The 18,430-nt window shown below is 61.2% G+C and carries 22 protein-coding genes; 13 read left to right on the plus strand and 9 right to left on the minus strand.

Annotated features, from left to right (window positions below):
• Positions 1–86 precede the first annotated feature (86 nt).
• From ACWPVA_RS01690 to ACWPVA_RS01700, 3 genes are read left to right on the plus strand one after another with little or no spacing between them, the layout of a single operon-like run.
• Entirely contained in the window at positions 87–1,127 is a 1,041-nt protein-coding gene (locus ACWPVA_RS01690) for a methionine ABC transporter ATP-binding protein (protein WP_454289500.1), read from the plus strand.
• Between the two features lies 1 nt (position 1,128).
• Entirely contained in the window at positions 1,129–1,785 is a 657-nt protein-coding gene (locus ACWPVA_RS01695) for a methionine ABC transporter permease (RefSeq protein ID WP_454286027.1), read from the plus strand.
• Between the two features lie 35 nt (positions 1,786–1,820).
• Positions 1,821–2,597 carry a MetQ/NlpA family ABC transporter substrate-binding protein gene (locus ACWPVA_RS01700; RefSeq protein WP_454286028.1) on the plus strand — a complete coding sequence of 259 codons (777 nt, stop codon included), beginning with the start codon at positions 1,821–1,823 and terminating at the stop codon, positions 2,595–2,597.
• A 252-nt stretch (positions 2,598–2,849) separates the two neighbouring features.
• On the opposite strand, the gene trhO is transcribed toward ACWPVA_RS01700, so the two are convergent.
• The 5 genes from trhO to ACWPVA_RS01725 form a co-directional block, all read right to left on the minus strand.
• Positions 2,850–3,794: an oxygen-dependent tRNA uridine(34) hydroxylase TrhO gene (trhO, locus tag ACWPVA_RS01705; protein WP_454286029.1), complete on the minus strand. Its 945-nt coding sequence runs from the start codon at positions 3,792–3,794 to the stop codon at positions 2,850–2,852.
• A gap of 141 nt (positions 3,795–3,935) precedes the next feature.
• A complete protein-coding gene (locus ACWPVA_RS01710; protein ID WP_454286030.1) occupies positions 3,936–4,304 on the minus strand; it encodes a VOC family protein in 369 nt (122 codons plus the stop codon).
• Between the two features lie 62 nt (positions 4,305–4,366).
• On the minus strand, positions 4,367–5,062 hold the full coding sequence (locus tag ACWPVA_RS01715; RefSeq protein WP_454286031.1) for a helix-turn-helix transcriptional regulator: 696 nt from the start codon (positions 5,060–5,062) through the stop codon (positions 4,367–4,369).
• Between the two features lie 47 nt (positions 5,063–5,109).
• Entirely contained in the window at positions 5,110–6,021 is a 912-nt protein-coding gene (locus ACWPVA_RS01720; protein WP_454286032.1) for a CHAD domain-containing protein, read from the minus strand.
• Complete coding sequence (locus ACWPVA_RS01725) at positions 6,005–6,493, minus strand: CYTH domain-containing protein (protein WP_454286033.1); 489 nt, start codon at positions 6,491–6,493, stop codon at positions 6,005–6,007. The genes ACWPVA_RS01720 and ACWPVA_RS01725 overlap by 17 nt, the downstream gene beginning before the upstream one ends.
• 153 nt (positions 6,494–6,646) lie before the next feature.
• Between ACWPVA_RS01725 and ACWPVA_RS01730 the strand changes: the two genes are divergently transcribed.
• From ACWPVA_RS01730 to ACWPVA_RS01745, 4 genes are all read left to right on the plus strand, one after another.
• Positions 6,647–7,285, plus strand: coding sequence for a 2-dehydro-3-deoxy-phosphogluconate aldolase (locus ACWPVA_RS01730; protein WP_454286034.1), 639 nt, complete (start codon positions 6,647–6,649; stop codon positions 7,283–7,285).
• 89 nt (positions 7,286–7,374) lie between these two features.
• Positions 7,375–8,070 carry a tellurite resistance TerB family protein gene (locus ACWPVA_RS01735; protein WP_454286035.1) on the plus strand — a complete coding sequence of 232 codons (696 nt, stop codon included), beginning with the start codon at positions 7,375–7,377 and terminating at the stop codon, positions 8,068–8,070.
• 83 nt (positions 8,071–8,153) lie between these two features.
• Positions 8,154–8,849 carry a GNAT family N-acetyltransferase gene (locus tag ACWPVA_RS01740; protein ID WP_454286036.1) on the plus strand — a complete coding sequence of 232 codons (696 nt, stop codon included), beginning with the start codon at positions 8,154–8,156 and terminating at the stop codon, positions 8,847–8,849.
• Positions 8,846–9,073, plus strand: coding sequence for a hypothetical protein (locus tag ACWPVA_RS01745; RefSeq protein WP_454286037.1), 228 nt, complete (start codon positions 8,846–8,848; stop codon positions 9,071–9,073). The genes ACWPVA_RS01740 and ACWPVA_RS01745 overlap by 4 nt, the downstream gene beginning before the upstream one ends.
• 9 nt (positions 9,074–9,082) lie before the next feature.
• On the opposite strand, the gene ACWPVA_RS01750 is transcribed toward ACWPVA_RS01745, so the two are convergent.
• The 3 genes from ACWPVA_RS01750 to ACWPVA_RS01760 form a co-directional block, all read right to left on the minus strand.
• Positions 9,083–10,168 carry a nickel/cobalt transporter gene (locus ACWPVA_RS01750; protein WP_454286038.1) on the minus strand — a complete coding sequence of 362 codons (1,086 nt, stop codon included), beginning with the start codon at positions 10,166–10,168 and terminating at the stop codon, positions 9,083–9,085.
• Entirely contained in the window at positions 10,162–10,800 is a 639-nt protein-coding gene (locus tag ACWPVA_RS01755; protein WP_454286039.1) for a DUF1007 family protein, read from the minus strand. Before ACWPVA_RS01755 ends, ACWPVA_RS01750 begins: the two co-directional genes overlap by 7 nt.
• Positions 10,801–10,891: 91 nt before the next feature.
• Entirely contained in the window at positions 10,892–11,785 is an 894-nt protein-coding gene (locus ACWPVA_RS01760; protein WP_454286040.1) for a LysR family transcriptional regulator, read from the minus strand.
• Positions 11,786–12,323: 538 nt separating this feature from the next.
• Here ACWPVA_RS01760 and odc2 point away from each other — a divergent pair.
• The 6 genes from odc2 (at position 12,324) to ACWPVA_RS01790 (ending at position 17,765) form a co-directional block, all read left to right on the plus strand.
• Positions 12,324–13,457: an ornithine/lysine decarboxylase gene (gene odc2, locus ACWPVA_RS01765; protein WP_454286041.1), complete on the plus strand. Its 1,134-nt coding sequence runs from the start codon at positions 12,324–12,326 to the stop codon at positions 13,455–13,457.
• Between the two features lie 90 nt (positions 13,458–13,547).
• Complete coding sequence (locus tag ACWPVA_RS01770; RefSeq protein WP_454286042.1) at positions 13,548–14,147, plus strand: GNAT family N-acetyltransferase; 600 nt, start codon at positions 13,548–13,550, stop codon at positions 14,145–14,147.
• Between the two features lie 387 nt (positions 14,148–14,534).
• The gene (locus tag ACWPVA_RS01775) at positions 14,535–15,569 is read left to right on the plus strand and encodes a diguanylate cyclase (protein ID WP_454286043.1); all 1,035 of its coding nucleotides are present in this window, start codon (positions 14,535–14,537) and stop codon (positions 15,567–15,569) included.
• Between the two features lie 242 nt (positions 15,570–15,811).
• Positions 15,812–16,450 (plus strand): outer membrane protein, encoded by a 639-nt coding sequence (locus tag ACWPVA_RS01780; RefSeq protein WP_454286044.1) that lies wholly within the window; start codon positions 15,812–15,814, stop codon positions 16,448–16,450.
• Positions 16,451–16,741: 291 nt separating this feature from the next.
• On the plus strand, positions 16,742–16,966 hold the full coding sequence (locus ACWPVA_RS01785; protein ID WP_454286045.1) for a hypothetical protein: 225 nt from the start codon (positions 16,742–16,744) through the stop codon (positions 16,964–16,966).
• A 109-nt stretch (positions 16,967–17,075) separates the two neighbouring features.
• On the plus strand, positions 17,076–17,765 hold the full coding sequence (locus ACWPVA_RS01790) for a class I SAM-dependent methyltransferase (RefSeq protein ID WP_454286046.1): 690 nt from the start codon (positions 17,076–17,078) through the stop codon (positions 17,763–17,765).
• 11 nt (positions 17,766–17,776) lie between these two features.
• Here the strand turns inward: ACWPVA_RS01790 and ACWPVA_RS01795 are convergent, their stop codons facing one another.
• Positions 17,777–18,415, minus strand: coding sequence for a class I SAM-dependent methyltransferase (locus ACWPVA_RS01795; RefSeq protein ID WP_454286047.1), 639 nt, complete (start codon positions 18,413–18,415; stop codon positions 17,777–17,779).
• Positions 18,416–18,430: the final 15 nt, after the last annotated feature.

The raw sequence follows: 18,430 nt of genomic DNA on the forward strand, positions 1-18,430 counted from the left end.
ACGAACAGACCAAACCTGCCCAACGCCCCAACAGGGGGCTTCCGATGAGTGCGCCCGGCGACAAGGCACCCCTTGCCCAAAACCCGATGGTCGCCTTCGAAGGCGTCACCAAGCATTTCGGCGGCTCCAACGGGCAGCCGGCTTTCACGGCGCTTTCCGGGATTGACTACACGGTGCCGAAGGGTTCGATCACCGGCATTATCGGCCGCTCGGGAGCGGGAAAATCGACCCTGATCCGGTTGGTCAACGGGCTTGAAACTCCCTCATCCGGCAAGGTGCTGGTCGATGGCGTCGATGTAGGCGCGCTGGACGCTGCGGGCTTCCGGACGCTGCGCCGCTCGGTCGGCATGATCTTCCAGCATTTCAACCTTCTGTCGTCGCGCACAGTACATGACAATATCGCCTTGCCGCTGGAGATTGCCGGCATCGACAGGCAGGCGATCGACGCGCGGGTGAAACCTCTGATGGAACTGGTCGGGCTCTCGGACAAGGCCGGTCGCTATCCGGCCGAACTCTCCGGCGGGCAGAAGCAACGCGTCGGCATTGCCCGGGCGCTTGCCACGGAGCCGAAGCTGCTGCTGTCCGACGAGGCGACATCTGCGCTCGATCCGGAAACGACCCAGTCGATTCTCGAACTTCTGAAGACCATCAACCACGATCTGGGCCTCACCGTCCTGTTGATCACCCACGAGATGGAGGTGGTGAAGACCATCGCCTCGCAGGTGGCGGTGATTGACCGTGGGCTGATCGTTGAGCATGGCCGCACCTTCGACGTTTTTACCGCTCCAAAGCATGAGACAACGCAGGCGCTTCTCTCGGCCTCGATCGGGGCGAAGCTACCGGAGTGGATCCGTTCGGATCTGAGGGATGAGCCTTCGCCGGGTGACAGGGCGCTGGTACGGCTCGTCTTCTTCGGTGAAACGGCGTTCCAGCCGCTGACTGCGCGGCTGGTTGCCGAACTCGGCGCCGAAATCAACATTCTGGCCGGCGCGATCGACGAGATCGCCGGAGAGCCTTTCGGTTCGCTTGTCGTCTCCTATCCGGCCGATCCGGCGACCCTGGAACGGGCCAGCCGTTTCTATCAGCAGACAGGTCTCGTCACGGAGGTGCTCGGCTATGGCGTATGACATGCTTTTCAGTCTGCTGCTCAAGGCACTTTGGCAAACCTTGCAGATGGTCGCTGTCGCCGGCGTGATCGGCACGGTGATCGGCCTGCCGATCGGTGTGTTCCTGGCGACCAGCGGCAGGGGGGAGCTTTTCGCGGCCCCGACCGTTAACCGCATCGTTGGGTTGATCGTCAACGCGGCACGCTCGACGCCCTTCATTATCCTTGTCGTGGCGATCATCCCGTTCACCCGGCTCGTTACAGGAACTTCGATCGGCACTGCCGCTGCGATCGTCCCCTTGACGGTTGCCACCATTCCCTTCATCGCGCGCCTGATTGAGGCGGCGATCCGCGAGGTCGACAAGGGGCTGATTGAGGCGGCACGCGCCATGGGCGCCACCCCGTTCCAGATTGTCACCAAGGTGTTGCTCGCCGAGTCCAAGCCCGGCATTGCCATGGCCCTGACGCTGACGGCGGTGAGCCTGATCGGCTATTCCGCCATGGTCGGCGCGGTCGGCGGCGGCGGGCTTGGTGACCTCGGCATCCGCTACGGCTACCAGCGCTTCATGCCGGACGTCATGCTGGCGGTGGTCGTCGTGCTGATCGTTCTCGTCCAGGCGGTGCAGAGCGCCGGTGACCATCTGGCCCGGCGCTTCGACAAGCGCAGCCGAAAGAACTGAAATCCCGTCATTAGAAAACCAAGGAGTGACATGAAATGAAGAAATTGATCGCTGTTGCTGCAGTTGCAGCCCTCTTTTCCACGGCTGCGCTGGCCGAGAACATCAAGGTCGGCGTGACGCCCGGCCCGCACGCGCAGATCATGGAAAAGGTCAAGGAAGTCGCGGCCAAGAAGGGGCTTGAGATCGAGATCCTCGAGTTCTCCGACTATGTCGTGCCGAACCAGGCGCTGGCCGATGGCGACCTTCACGCCAACTCCTTCCAGCACCAGCCCTATCTCGACAACCAGATTGCCGACCGCGGCTACGAGATCGTCAGCGTCGGCCCGACGGTCAACTTCCCCATGGGCATTTATTCCAAGAAGGTGAAGAGCCTCGACGAACTGGCGGACGGCGCCAAGGTTGCGATCCCGAACGATCCCACCAATGGCGGTCGCGCGTTGCTGGTGCTGGCCGACAAGGGCTTGATCAAGGTCGATGCCGCCAAGGGTCTGAAGATCGGTCCGGCGGATGTCACGGAGAATCCGAAGAACATCGAATTCGTCGAACTCGACGCCGCCCAGCTGCCGCGTTCGCTCGACGATGTTGATGCCTCGGTGATCAACACCAACTATGCCATCGAGGCGGGCCTGAACCCGAAGACGGACTCGATCGCCATCGAAGGTGAGAAGGCCCCCTATGTGAACGTCATCGCCGTGCGCGTCGCCGACAAGGACGCCGCTTGGCTGAAGACGCTGCTCAAATCTTACTACAACGACGAGATCAAGGCCTTCGTCGCTGAAGAGTTCAAGGGCGCCGTGGTCGCCGGCTGGTAAGCGGGCGCTACAGACATTACCCCTCCCCGCAAGGGGAGGGGACGACGTTTTGAATACGATGGGCACCGGCGGATCCTGCGCCTCTTGCCGCCAAGTCTGATCCCCCGCCATCTTGCCTTTCGCGCCGCAAAAAGCGGTCGAGGCGTTCAAGGTTCTGCTGGCCGATATCGAGAGCATCAAGGCGCGTCACAGGCAGGACTGGCACTGATTGGCGAAGCGAGTGGCTCTCCCGAGATGCGAAGGAAAGGCCCTTCAGCTGCCGATGTGCTTCTCGCCGCGTTTCTTGGCAAGCGCGATCTGCATTTGGCGTTGGCGGTAGCGGTCACGATCTGCCTCGGTGCGGCTGTCGTAGCAGTGCGGGCAGGAGACACCCTCCTCGAACTTCGGCGATGTCACCTCTTCCGCCGTCAGCGGGTAGCGGCAGGCGTGGCAGAGCGTGTGCTCGCCCTGCTTCAGGCCGTGGGTTATCGAGACGCGCTCGTCGAAGACGAAGCAGGCGCCGTCCCACAGGCTTTCTTCCGCGGGCACTTCCTCGAGATATTTCAGGATGCCGCCCTTGAGGTGGTAGACCTCGTCGAAGCCCATTTCCTTGGCGAAGGCCGTCGACTTCTCGCAACGTATGCCGCCGGTGCAATACATGGCGAGCTTGGGCTTGTTGTGCAGGCCGGGATTGTTGCGCATCCAGTCGGGGAATTCGCGGAAGGTCTTGATGTTCGGGTCGATCGCGCCCTTGAAGATGCCGATCGCCGTCTCGTAGTCGTTGCGGGTATCGATGACGATGGTGTCGGGATCGGAAATCAGCGCGTTCCAGTCCTTCGGATCGACATAGGTGCCGACGATCTTGTTGGGGTCGATATTCTCGACGCCCATCGTGACGATCTCTTTCTTCAGTCGCACCTTCATGCGCAGGAACGGCATTTTCGAGGCGCGGCTTTCCTTGTGCACGAGCGCAGCAAATTCAGGTTGGGCGCGCAGGAAGGCGAGGATTTTCGCGATGCCCTCGTTGGTGCCGGCGATCGTGCCGTTGATGCCTTCGGCGGCCAGCAGCAGCGTGCCCTTGATGCCGTTTTCGCGCGCGACGGCATCAAGCTCGGCGCGAAAGCTCTCGAAGCGCGGGAAACGGGCGAAATGATAGAGCGCGGCAACACAGAAGGCGCCGCCCTCTTCATGGCGAGGGGTTTGGAAATCGTCGGTCATGGCCGGGGAATACTGCCTCGGCCCTTGCCGCGCAACGTTTTTCGTGCACCGGACGGCACTTTGAATATTGTCAAATCCTGGCCGTCCGGGGGGAAGCGCGGCGGGGGGCGACTTCGTCACGTCCGCGCAGACATGTGTCGTCTACCGCGCCGGAGGATTGTAGAAGCGGATGCGATGGCCATCCGGGTCGGCGATGACGAAGTTGTGGCCGAATGCCATGTCGGTCGGCTCCTGCAAGATCGTGTGACCGGCGGCGGACAGGCGGGCAAAGGCCGCGTCGACCTCGGCGCCATTCGCCAGGGGCACGTCGATCTCGAAGGCGCCGGTGCTGCCGGTCACGGCCGGCTCCACGGCCTTGCGGGACCACAGGCCGAGCTTGATGCCGCCGGGGAAGACGAACATGGCAAAGGCCGGCGAGCGTTCCGCGGGCTTGACCTCGAGCAGGGCCTCGTAGAAGGCGGAGCTCCTCTCGGTGTCGTCGACGTAAAGAATAACGAGGTTCGGTGTCATGGGCTTCTCCTGGGTTGAGAGCCAGACACTAGGCCTCTCTGCTGCCAAAAAATGACAGCATGCTACAGCGTGCGCTCGGAATAGTCGTTTTGCTGTCGCCATGCCTTGAGTAACTGCATCCGGCGCTTCGGGTAGCGGGCCAGGGGACCTTCCAGGATGTCCATGCGATCAGTGCGGAAGTGGCGGAAATCGTTGCGCAGCATGCACCAGGCGATCACCACGCGGGCGCCCTCGAAGAAGGTGAGGGCAAAGGGCCAGATTACGCGCTCGGTCGCGCTCCCCTTCTCGTCGCGATAGGCGATCTTCAGCATCTGCTCCGAGCGTATGAAATGGCGCATCCGGGCAAGGTCGATGCGGTCTTCCGGCAGAGGCAGTCCTGGCCCTGCAAACAAGGTGCTCGACGCGAGCTCCTCGCGCAGCTCGCCCGGCAGGACTTCGGTAATCTTGGCAAGGGCATCGCGGGCGGAAATTGCCAGTTCACGGTCCGCCCGTTGCGCCACCAGCCGCGCGCCGAGGACCAGCGCCTCGATCTCCTCGCGGGAGAACATCAGTGGCGGCAGCATGTAACCGGGGCGCAGCACGTAGCCCACGCCCGCTTCGCCCTCGATGTTGGCGCCCTGCGCCTGCAGGGTGGCGATGTCACGGTAGAGCGTGCGCAGCGAGACACCCAGTTCACGCGCCAGCGCGGCTCCGCTCACCGGCTGGCGATGGCGGCGCAGGACCTGCAGCAGGGACAACAAGCGTTCGGAACAACTCATGGTTCGATCCTAAAGAGATTGCTGCCAAGAAATGTCAGCAGTGTCGGCTATTCGGTGGCTGCGGCGATCCACAGAGCCTCGATGATCATGCCCTCGCGCGCCGGCGTATCGCCGAACAAGTGCTCGGCGATTGCGAGCGCGTCCCTGCGCAGTTCCTGTTGCTGGCGGATGATCGCGCCGAGCAGGTGGGAGAATTCCTCGCCGCCGCCGATCAGCCCGGTTTCCCGGTCGAGAAGGTCTGCGAGCAGCGCAAGGTCGTGTTCATGGCCCAGCGTGTCCACCAATGCCTTGGCTTCGGCTCGCTTGGCGCGCATGGCCGAAGGCCAGATGTCGCGCAATAGCGACAGGTTCATCCAGTAGGCCTGACCGGCCTTGCGCAGTTCGTGGAAGACTTCCTCGTGAACGCTGCGATGGCAATCGTCGAGCGAAGCGCGTGCCCGGTCCAGACCCTTGCGCCAGCCCTTGGCGAGCAGCTTGGCGGCCTTGCGCGGGCTGGAGGGAAACGTGGCCTTTTCCAGCGAGGTGATTGCCTCGCGACAGGCCGAGATGGCACCTGAAACCTTTTCCGGGAGGTCGGTTTCGGCGAGCGCCCGTGCGTCGCGCCGCTCGGTGAGCGCCGCGCGCGCGTGGGAGAGGGCATCTTTCTCCTCGTCGTTCAGCGCATGGCTCTCGAGATAAGCAACGGTCTCGATCAGCGCTGTGGCATCGCGCACGATGGACAGGGTCCGGGCTGTGTCGCGCAGCCGGGCGTTCTCCGCGGCGCGGAATTGTCTCTGGTCCAAGGCGACGAGGCGGTAGAGTGAACGCACGCGCTTGAACTTCTTGCGTGCCTCGTGGATGGCTTCGTGCACGCCCTCGGGCTGGTCTTCCAGGGCGCTGATGGCGCGCCGCAGCTGTTCGCTCGCGACCGCCACGACCTCCTCGCCGAAGGGATGGTCCGGTCTAATTCGATACGGCATGCACGACCTCGGGCTTCAACCTTTCGGTGGCCAGCGCCTGGTTGGAATAGCGACGGTCGCCGGTCACCTCGCGGCCGAGCCACTGTGGGAACTCTGGCTGGTCCTGCTCGGACTGCATTTCCACCTCGGCGATGACGAGCCCCTGGAAGGCGCCCTCGAAGACGTCGATCTCCCAGGTGAAGCCACCGATCTCGACGGTGTAGCGAACCTTCTCGATGACGCTGCCGATCGCAAAGGAGATCATTTCGAGCGCCTCATCGAGCGGGATGTCATATTCGAACTCGTCCCGAACCAGGGCGGTCTTGCCAAACTTGATCGTGAGCTTCGCCGAATCTTCGTTGCTGGTCCGTACGCGGACGGATCGATCGGAATTGACCGATAGATAAGCCTGCCGCATTGCAGTCGCCGACGTGACGCAGTCGCGCCAGCTGTCATTGATCACCAGGAACTTGCGCTCGATTTCCTTTGCCATCTCGCCGTCCATCGTGAAAATCCCAGTTACCGTAACGCAGTTGAACGGCCATGCAAACTGTCACCATCCTTAGCGCGCGCATTTGTCTCGACAATGACACAGGTTCGCGATAATCCTTGGGTCGAATTCAATCGTTTGAAATGGATGCCTGCCGTGAGTGAAAAAATCGAAAAACTCCTTTCCACCCTCAGGCTGCAGCCGGTTATTCCGGTGCTGATCATCGAGGATGCGGCAAGTGCTGTGCCGCTCGCAAGGGCGCTTGTCGCTGGCGGGCTGAGGGCGATCGAGATCACCATGCGTACCGATGCCGCGCTCGAAGCGGTTCGCCTTGTCGCGGCCGAGGTCGAGGGCGCCGTGGTCGGTGCCGGTACCATCCTCAACCCGGCCCATTTCGAGGCGGCGGTCAAGGCCGGTTCGCAGTTCATCGTCAGCCCTGGCACGACGCGCGAACTCATCCATGCCGCACGGTCTTCCGAAATTCCGCTGCTTCCAGGCGCTGCGACCGCCAGCGAAGTGATGCAACTGCGCGAGGAAGGCTATCAGGTGCTGAAGTTCTTCCCCGCCGAGCAGGCCGGTGGCGTCGCCTATCTCAAGGCGCTGTCCTCGCCGCTTGCCGGCACACTGTTTTGCCCGACCGGCGGCATTTCGCTCAAGAATGCGCGAGATTACCTGTCGTTGCCGAATGTGGTCTGCGTCGGCGGTTCCTGGGTCGCACCGAAAGAGCTTGTCGAGGCGGGCGATTGGGCGGGCATCACCAAGCTCGCGGCAGAGGCAGCGGCTCTCGCCGGCTGACGCCGCAGAAGGGAAAGCGTCGCTGCGTCATGGTAATTTCGCGATCGCTTCTTATCTAGCATGCGAGGACGAAACCGACGGAGATCCCGATGTTCGACGCGAAGAAGCTGCTTGATCAATTTCTCGGTGCCCAGGTGCCGGGCTCGACCGGCACCGTTAAGCAGAAGGCCGGCGATGCCGTCCAGCTTGCCAAGGACAATCCGCTGGCAACCGGCGCCATCGCCGCCGTGCTTCTCGGCACCAAGACAGGGCGCAAGCTCGCCGGCAACGCCGTGACGCTTGGAGGTCTCGCTGCCATCGCCGGGATCGGCTATCAGGCCTACAAGAACTACCAGGCCGGAAAGACACCGCAGGATGTCGCTGAGGCCGAGCAGAAGCTCTTGCCGCCGCCGGCCGACTCGCCGTTCAGCGTCGAGGCGCCCGCCGCCTCCGACGATTTCGCCCTGATTCTCGTGCGTGCGATGATCGCCGCTGCCAAGTCCGACGGCCATATCGATGCCGCCGAGCGCGCCCGCGTCATGGACAAGATCCACCTCTCGGGCCTCGGCGCGGAAGCCGAAGCCTTCCTAGAGAGGGAGTTGGCCGCACCCACCGATCTCGATGCGCTCGTCAAGGCGGCGGTCAGCGAGGAGCAGAAGGTCGAACTCTACACCGCCTCGCGGCTGGCGATCGATCCCGACAGCCGGGCCGAGCGCGGCTATCTCGACCTGCTGGCCGGCCGCCTCGGCCTTGCCGACGGGCTGGTCGATCATATCGAGGTGACCGTTTCGTCTGTCCAGGCCTGAACCGCTCCCCATCACAATGCGCCGGCCAGTTGCCTTTGCCGGGCGGCTGGCCTAATCGTTTGCCGACACATGAAGAGGCAGACATGCGCGATCTTTCCACATTCAAGGGCTGCCCGGCCCCGAAGCCGGTTCGTCTCGAAGGCCGTTTCGTTACCGTTGAACCCTATGACAAGGCGACGCATCTCCAGGCCCTTTGGGATGGTCTCGGCGGCATGGGAATCAATCCGCTGCTGACCTATTTTACCCAGCCGGACTTCGCCGGCATCGAGGACTTCGGAACGTGGCTCGATGGCGTCCGGAGCAACTGGGGCTGGGTGCCGCACGTCTTCCGTGACAAGCAGACGGGCAAGATCGTCGGCATGGCCAGCTATATGCGGGCCGATCCGGCCAATGGCGTCGTTGAGGTCGGGGCGGTCGCCCATGGTCCGGCGATGAGCCGTACGCCGCTTTCCACCGAGGCGCACTACCTGATGGCGCGCCATGTATTCGACGATCTGGGCTATCGCCGTTATGAGTGGAAGTGCCACAATGAGAACGTGCCGAGCCGGATGACGGCAGAGCGCTACGGTTTCACCTTCGAGGGCGTGTTCCGCCAGCACATGCTGTCCAAGGGCAAGAACCGCGACACCGCCTGGTTTTCGATGATCGACGGTGAATGGCCGGTCATCAAGGCCGCCTTCGAGGCCTGGCTTTCGCCCGGCAATTTTACCGAGGACGGCAGGCAGATCCGCAAGCTCGAAGACATTCGGGCGGACCTGGTCAAGGGAGCGACGGCATGAACGAGAACCAGAGCGATAAGAAAAGCAATCGGTCGGCGGCCTATGCGGCGCTGGCCATCGTGCTTGGCTTCGGCCTTGTGTTGCTCGGCCTGCCGAAGTTGGTCCTGTGGATCGGCGACTTTTCGCCGGTGCTCGCTGCGGTGGTGGGTACCGTGGGGATCATGTCCTTCTTCATAGTGCTGTGGCTGCGGGCCCGCCATCAGCGGCGGCGCGACCAGTCGTAGACGCGCTTCTCAGGGCTGGAGAGAGGCGGCGAGCAGCAGCGCGCCGAGCGCAATCACGGCCAGCGCCCCGAAGATCTCGATTGCATCTGTGACCCGCCGTGCCATCGGTGAGCCTGGGCCGGACAGCCTGACGGCCAGGCCCTTTGCCGAAACGGCGAGGGCGGCGAGGGCCGAGACGGTGATCGCGGTACCGAGCGCCATGGCGAAGACCGACAGAACCCCGCCGAGATAAAGTCCGTTCAACAGGGCGAAGGTCATCACCAGAAGTGCGCCCGAGCAGGGCCTGAGGCCAACGGCGACGATCGCCGACGATGCTTCGCGCCAGCTGAAGTTGCTGGAAGACAGGAGGCGCGGGTCAGGCAGGTGGGTCACCCCGCAATCGGGGCAGACCGAACCGGGAGCAAGGGCTTCATGTCCGTGTTCCACGGCAACCGCGCGGAACGAGAGCCCTGTGCCATTGCCCGCTGCGGCTGTCGCCGGGGAGGGGACGTCAAACAGGCTTCCTGTCGAGGGCGCATGAAACAGGGCGGCGCTGACCGGCGCACGCCGCGCGATTCGCAGGGCGTTCAGCTTGCGCAGCAGGAGCCAGGTGCCAAAGGCCACGACGAGGGCGAAGCTGGCGATCTCCAGAGCATGCGTCGCATCGGTCATGGAAATCGCCGAGCCGCGCAAAACCGCATAGCCGAGCCCGACCAGCGCGATCGCGACGACGCCTTGGAGGAAGGCGGAAATAAAGGAAATGGCGATGCCGCGCCGCAGTTCGGTCTCGTTGGCGATTATGTAGGAGGAAATGACCGCCTTTCCGTGGCCGGGGCCGGCGGCATGGAAGACGCCATAGGCGAAGGAAAGGCCGATCAAGGTCCACAGGTGGGCCGGGTCCTCGCGCATGGCTTTCAACGCCCCGGTCAGTGCCCGATAGAAGGCCTGCTGGTTTTGGTTGATGAAGGCAAGGAAGCCGCCGAACGGACCGGTCGTCTGGAATGCCGGCTCCGCTGTACCGATGCCGAGCGGCGAGGCGGCATGGGCCAGCGAGGCAGCGACGATCACGACAACGGCCGCACCGGCCGTTGCTCCGGCAAGGCGTCGCATTAGCATGTCAGCTCGAGCCTTGTGGCGAACAGCTTGGTCATGTCGCTGCCGGCCGGATCGTCGAAGAAAGCCGATGTCAGATTCGCCTGGTTCTCGGCAATAATCTGATCCGGGTCGGGCCGGACCACGGCGCGCTTGCAGAGCTTGAAGCCGTCGCCTTCGGTGACCATGTCCCCGTCGTTGGCGAAATCGATCGCGGTGTACATGGTCGGGTCGTAGACGCCGATGGTGAGCTTGCCCTTTAGCGGCAGCACCTTTTCGGGCTTTGCGACGAAGAAGACGAGGAGTTGATTGTCTTTGAAGTCAACGTGAAACACGTCCGGCCTTGCAACGGATACCGAAGCGCCATTGGCGGTGATGGAGGTAAAGAAGCCGTAGTCGGCGATCGATGTGCGGATCGTCTCGGCGATCTCGTTCAGTTCGCCGTGATCGAGCTTCAGGTCGCTGTTCTTGTCGAAATCCATGAGCACGCTGGACGAGAAGATGTCGTCGAAACGCCAGACATTACGCAGTTCCGAAACTGTCCCGTCCGTGCCGGCGACGATTTCGAGTCGGGCCTCGGCAAAGACATGCGGATGGGCAAAGGCCGGCAGGGGGGTGCCGAGGAGTGCCGCAATCAATGCCAAACGTGTTCTCATGTCGCCATTACCCCTGCGCCCGAATCCCTGAACTTCTCCCTGTCTGACAATTTCGTCGGAAATGGGACTTCGGAGCAGCCTCTCCTTGCTGTCAGACCTGCTGACGGAACCAGACGTGAAGAAAATCGACAAGGGCTCGCACCTTGGCCGGCAGGTAGCGGCGATGCGGATAGACGGCATAGATGCCGCGATCCTTTGGCAGGTAGTCATCGAACAGGGAAACGAGCTCGCCCGTTTCGATGTAGGGACGACCGATGAAGTCCGGGATCATGGCGACGCCGAGGCCGGCGCGCGCGGCACGCAAGGTGGCGAGGGGGCTGTTGACCTCGATCGGGCCGCTGACCGCCACCGAAATCGCGCTACCCTGCGGCTCGACGAACCGCACCGTGTTGTGAGCGCGGGAGTTGGTATCGACGAGAAACGGTACGCGAGAGAGATCCTGCGGATGTAGGAGCGGCCCATGCTTCTCGATAAAGGCCGGGGTGGCGCAGGCAAAGATCCGGAAGTCGGAGAGCTTCTTGGCGATGAGGGCCGAATCATCGAGCTTGGTGATGCGGATCGCCAGGTCGAAGCCTTCCTCGACCAGATCGACGAACCGATCCTCGGCGATGATCTCGAGCGAGAGGTCAGGGTGCTGCGTGGCGAAATCGATCAGTGACTGGCCGACCTCGGCGTCGATGAAGGTGCGCGGCACGGTGATCTTGAGCTTGCCCTTCAGGTCCGTGATATTTTCACGCACCAGATCGGCCAGACTGTCGATCTCTTTAAGGATTTCGGTCGCGCTGCGGTAGTAGGTATGGCCGGCCTCGGTCATCGAGAACTGCCTTGTCGTGCGGTTCAGCAACAGGGCGCCGAGTTCGTCTTCCAGTTCGCGCACGTATTTCGACAGAAGCGCCTTGGACCGTCCGGTCTTGCGGGCGGCGGCGGAAAAACCTTCGGCTTCAACGACGTCGATAAAGGCGCGAATGCGCGTCAGCGTGTCCATGAACCAGTTCCTCCCGATACTATGTTCGAACTGTGAACATAACCGCTGGATCGTTCAATCATTTTTCTGTCCGCGGGATCAAAAAACGCTTGATTATGACCGCGAACATTCATATCTGAACTTCAGCCCAAAGTCGCACGTGCCCATGGGTGTCCGCCGGTCCTCGATGTGGTGAGGAAATCGGTAAGGTACCTGGAATTAACCCCTCCAGTCGCTATTCCGGCCATCCGGGAAATGCGAGGACATCTGAAGCAACGACGGTGCGGGCCTTTCTAGTCTCTTCCGGCTTTCCATCAGCCGGAGTTACTTCAGAGGCACACCATCATTGCCGGAAGTGCGGTTGGGTCATCCCACCAATCCATGGCAGACAAAGCCGAATTGACGCTCCTGGCAGGGTGTCCGTTCACTGTTCGCGCTTCGAGCGCTCGTACGGTCTCAGCGTTTCCACCGGCTGATTTCGATCGAGTTCTCGTCGTCCTTTGTCCTTCCGTTCTCGGCAACGAGTCCGGGAACCTTGGAACTTGAGAGGGATAGACCCATGACCACCGCTCGTATCCTCGACTTTATCAACACCCGACGTCCGGAAGGTCCCTGCCTCGTAGTCGACCTTGACGTCGTACGCGAAAACTTCGGCGCCTTCCGCCACGCCCTGCCGGACAGCGCGATCTACTATGCCGTCAAGGCCAACCCGGCTCCGGAAATCCTCAAGCTGCTCGCCTCGCTTGGTTCGAGCTTCGATTGCGCTTCGGTCGCCGAAATACAGATGGCGCTCGACGCCGGCGCAACCGCAAACCGGATCTCCTACGGCAACACGATCAAGAAGGAGCGTGACATCGCCCGCGCCCATGCGCTCGGCATCGATCTGTTCGCCGTCGACAGTCACGAGGAAGTCGAGAAGATTGCTCGCGCGGCCCCCGGCGCCCGCGTGTTCTGCCGCGTGCTGACCGATGGTGAGGGTGCCGAGTGGCCGCTTTCGCGCAAGTTCGGCTGCGTGCCGCAGATGGCCGTCGATGTGCTCGTCTACGCCCACCAACTCGGCCTCAATTCGTTCGGCGTGTCTTTCCACGTCGGCTCGCAGATGACCAAGGTCGACGCCTGGGATGCGGCTCTTTCCGATGCCAAGCGTGTCTTCACCTCGCTCGCCAAGCAGGGCATCCACCTGCAGATGGTGAACATGGGTGGCGGCTTCCCGACCAAGTACCTGCGCGACATCCCTTCGGCAGAAGCCTATGGTCGTGCGATCACCGGTGCGCTGAGGAAGCATTTCGGCAATCACATCCCGCAGACCATTATCGAGCCGGGCCGCGGCATGGTGGGCAATGCCGGCGTGATCAAGGCGGAAGTCGTGCTGATTTCGAAGAAGTCGGACAATGACGCCCACCGCTGGGTCTTCCTCGACATCGGCAAGTTCGGCGGTTTGGCCGAGACCATGGACGAGGCGATCCGCTATCCGATCCGCACGGAGCGCGATGCGGACGAGATGGAGCCCTGCGTACTCGCCGGCCCAACCTGCGATTCAGCCGACGTCATGTACGAAAAGAACATGTATCCGCTGCCGCTCTCGCTGACGATCGGCGACGAGGTTCTGATCGAGGGCACAGGCGCCTATACGACGACCTATTCGGCGGTCGCCTTCAACGGCTTCGAGCCGCTGAGGTCCTACGTCATCTGAGGTCTATCGGACCTTTTGACGACCGCGCCGGTTGGACCGGCGCGGCGCAATAGACCATCATCGAAACACATCTTGGTACGGGAGGCCGCCATGGCCGCTGTTCTGGACGTCGTGCGTGCATTGTTCGCGCCTGCATCTACGCCTGCTTTTGTCATCGATCGTGAAACGCCGGCCGACGTCGTCGCCCGGGAGGCCTTGCTTGATCGCGCTCTGGGCGCTGATCGTAGCAAGAAGTCTTCGGAAAAGGTCCGAAAGGATCGCTTTCCGGCACAGGGGCTGGCGCTGGTTGCGCGTGACCGCGTCGGCCACGTGATCGGCACGGTCCGGCTTTGGAATATCGAGGCCGGCGTCTCGCGCGAAGGTCAGCCGGTCGATGCGCTGCTGCTTGGCCCGCTGGCGGTCGATGCCGCGCGTGAGGGTAAGGGCATCGGCTCGGCGTTGGTGCGCGCCGCGATCGTCGAGGCGAAGAAGCGCGGACACGGCGCCATCCTGCTGGTCGGCGATGCCAGCTATTATGAGCGCTTCGGCTTCTTCGCGAAAAAAGCGCGGCATCTCGTCATGCCGGGGCCTTTCGCGCGCGAGCGCTTTCTGGCGCTGGAGCTGAAAGCCGGCTGGCTCCACGATGCCGCCGGGATGATCGTCGCCTCGGGCCGCAAGTTTTCACGTCCGGCGCAACGCACGGTCGTCTGAAGCCTCGCGGCGCCCCAGGCTCGTCTTCTTTAGAATCCACCGCCCGGCGGCCGCGGAACCATGTTCCGCGGCCGTTGTTTTCAGCATGTGAGCCTCGTTTGGGCGGCAATTCATCGAATCCTAAATACATCCTCAAGGGATTTAATCGATTGTCGCTAATGTATACTGTCCGTGAAAGTTGAAGATGCGGAGGGAATGCCTTTGAGCGGGAGCAGCATACCTCCTCCGGGCGGGAGAACGCGGGGCATCGATCGTGCGCTGATCGACCGCACCCTGGCTGGGAAGCGGGGATTTCTTGAATTTCCTGCGGTCCTCGAGAAGCGTTTCGAGGCCGATACTCGTGCCCAGCGCTGTCGTGAAATTGTGTTGCGCGGGTTTATCGCCCTGATGGCCTTCGATCTTTTCCTGATCATCGACTACCTGGCGCTACCGGATGCGTTCGGGCTTGCGCTCTCTGCAAGGCTCAGCGTGACGATCCTAGGCTTGCTCGTTTTGGCCTTTATCTCCCGCAATCCTCCGCCTGCCTTGCGCGAAGGCGCGATCTCCGCGGTAGCTCTGGCGGCAGCGGTCGCTATCGTCATCATCATCATGGCCCGTTCGAATCCCTTGGCGAAGGATTACCTCTACGGGCTGCTGCTGGTCCCGCTGCTCGGTGTGATCGTGCAGCGCCTGCGTTTCCGCTATGCGGTGGCGGTCAGCCTCGGCTGCGTGGTACTCCACGGGTTCGCAATGTGGAACATCGAGGCGCTGACCTTGCCGTCCCAATTGATGGCCGGTCTTCAGATGATCGCGGCCTCGATCTTCACGCTGGTCGCCGGCTATACCATCGAGCGTGAGATGCGCATCGACTATCTCCAGGCGCTACGGCAGGGCCTCCGGACTGAGGAACTCGAAGATCTTTCAACCCATGATGCCATGACGGGGCTCGGCAATCGGCGCGGGCTGGAGCAAACCCTCTCCTGGATCAGCGCCGATGCGGCCGGAAACGGCAGGCTTGCGGTGATCATCGCCGATATCGACAAGTTCAAGGAATACAACGACCATTTCGGACATCCGGCGGGCGACGTATGCATCAAGCAGGTCGCTGATATCCTGGCGTCTGAAGTCCGGATCGCGGGCGACGCGGTCTTTCGCTATGGGGGCGAGGAGTTCATCGTTCTTCTGCCGGGCATGGAGGCCCATGGGGCGGCGGCGATCGCCGAGCGCTTGCGCTATGCCATCGAGGCCGCGGGCATTGTGCATGTCGAACCCGTAATGGGCGCACCGTTGACCGCAAGTTTCGGGGTGGCGACGGCGCGTCTCGACGAAAGTTTCCGCGCCCAGGATCTTGTGGAGCGGGCCGATGCCGCACTCTATCGAGCCAAGGACAATGGCCGCAATTGCGTGGTGGTCGACGGCTTGAATGCGGTGAAGCAGGTCTAGTCTCGCCCACGCCAGCTACCAATACGCTTGCGCCATGCACCCGTACTCTCGATCCCGGCGGCGGACGCGACTTCAGTATGCGACGTGAGGCGCCGTGTCCCGGATGCGTCACGTGAGAAAAATTGTCATCTCGATGGAACAAAAGGCCCTGCCGCGCTTGTTAGTCCCTGTGTGACGCGTTTCGTCACGACACAGTGCTTTTGTCCCGGCGATGCGGGACGCCCTGAGAGGGAGTAACAGCGATGATGAAGAAACTCGGATGGAGCGCGTTGGCGCTCATCGTGTCCACCACGCCGGTTCTTGCCGCGGATGCGATCATGGAAGCGCCGGCCGTGCCGCCGGAAGTCGTCGAAACAACGCCGGTGTTCAGCTGGGCCGGCGGCTATATCGGTCTCCATGGCGGCTATGCCTGGGGTGAGGGTGACTTCTACGATGGTGTCGTCTCGGCAACAGACGATTTCGACGGCGGGCGCTTTGGCGGATTTGTTGGCTATAACTGGGGCTTCGGCTCGGATGCCATCGTCGGCCTGGAAGCCGATCTCAACTATGACTGGAACGAGAACAGCTACGGCGCTGTCGATGTGGGCGCCGGCCTCAACGGCTCTGTTCGCGGTCGCGTCGGCTATGCCATGGACCGCGTCCTGCTCTATGCGGCAGGCGGCTGGACCGCGACCAACTTCAAGGTAGAAGGTGGCGGTTTCGACGAAAGCGAGACGCTGCACGGCTGGACGCTCGGCGCGGGCTTCGATTATGCGGTGACCGACCGGATCTTCACCCGGCTGGAATATCGGTACAACGACTATTTCGAGAAGGAGATTCTCGGGGTCGATACCCAGTTCAACCAGCATGTGATCAATGTCGGCCTCGGCGTGAAGTTCTGATCGTAGACGACCGAGATAGGGCGATCCGGCTGCCGCAGGCATGCCGGATGCCCTCGAGACGAGAGCAGGACGGGCCCTTTCCATCGTTCGTCACGAAAGCTGGGGAACGCGATATATGGCGACAGCTTTTGTCATCAAATCGCTTTTCAACTCTCGGGGTTGACGGGGCCAGGCGCAAGTAGCCGCCGGCAGGCGGGTCTGCCTCGTCCTTGTGCGTGGGCCGGCGGTACTTGCATTCGCTTTAGCCGCGTACTATCCCCCGTGCAGCAACTCTCAAAGGGACGTGACTGCATGAAAATCGGTGCTCTCAGCTGGAACAGCAACGATATCGGCGACGATATCCAGAGCATTGCAGTCATGCAGCATCTGCCACCGGTCGATGTGTTTCTCAATCGCGATCATCTGAACAGCTATGACGGTCCGAAAACGCTGCTGGTCACCAATGGCTGGTTCCTGGCGGAGATCGAAAACTGGCCGCCGAGCCCTTCCATCAAGCCGACCTTATGCCGCGGCTAGTGGACTTTCGATTTCAGCAGTTCGTCCATTGTTGGGGTCTATCAGTGGATGCGGCACACGCTATTTTTCAACGAGCCAGCCAAAACGATCAAATCACAAGGAGACAGCTATGGGTGCCTTTAGCCACTTGACAGAAAGACTTAAGCTCCGGAAGGTCAAGAGAAAGCACGGTCCCGATCTGCGTGGTTTGCTATGGAAGCGAGCTCTGGAACAGTCCGCAGAATTTGTCGAAGATAATCTCGAAGATGCCTTGATATTCGCTGACAGTGAAGCGATCCGTGAATACTCATTTCGTCAGCGCCCAAGCGAGGGGCTGTTACTAGAATTCGGTGTATACCGTGGTGCGAGCATAAACGGCTTTGCGAGAGAACTTGCGCGGTCACAAGATCATCGCCGAATTCACGGCTTTGATGCTTTCCTTGGTCTCTCCGAGGATTGGGCTGGACATGGCGTTGAGAAGCATGCCCACTTCTCGCTTGGAGGACACGCCCCCGAAGTAGAAGGCAATGTGTCTTTGGTTACGGGGTGGGTCGAAGATACGCTGCCGGTCTTTTTGGCCCAAAACGACGGTCCGATCGCATTCATTCACGTTGATACGGATACTTATACACCCTGCAAAACAATACTGACGTTGTGCGCAGATAGGCTCGTTCCAGGAAGCGTCATTCTTTTCGATGAACTGCTTTCATATCCAGGTTGGCGCTTGGGTGAGTACAAGGCATTGACAGAGTGTATCGATCGTCAGCGTTACACTTGGAAAGCATTTGCAGGTCACCGCGCGATGCTGGTTGTTAAATGAACGCGGGGCCTTTATGGCTTCTTTACAATCCAGGTTGGATGTTTCGCTGTAGAGCTTTCGATGACTTTTGGCGTCAGGATCATGCACTTTAGTTTATGCGAATAAACGAAATCATCAACCTCCTTCATTACCAGTGGCCATCGAGGTCCATAGTCATCCCCCGCAAAGATTCCACCCGAGGCGAGCTTTGGCCACCAATCTCTCAATGTTTGTCCGCCTTCTTCGCCGGTGTGGGCGTAGCCGTCAATGTAGATAAAATCGAAGTAGCTATCAGGGAAAAGATCAAGTGCTTCATCAAAACGAAGTCTAAGGCAACTGTTTTTCTCTCGATATGGCATTAGCAGCTTCAGTGCGGATTTATACTGATCTGTGCTGTGACCGCGGTCTCCAGCCCACATATCAATACTATACAGAAAACCAAGTTCCGAGTGCTTCAGAATTTGATGAGAAAACCAACCGGTTGCAACACCGAGTTCCACGCCAACCCCACCAGCCTTTAAAAGCTTGCAAATGTCGGCTCGCCGATCGAAGGTTCCTTCATATACATCTTGTACGTCCGCAGGCTGGACATAGCTGGCTGGACGACTGTAGCCGTCTTCTGCTGGTTTAGGCGGATTGAAATAATTCCTAATGAACTTTCTTAAACCCATCACTCTCTCCAACCT

Source organism: Rhizobium arsenicireducens (genome assembly GCF_964021225.1).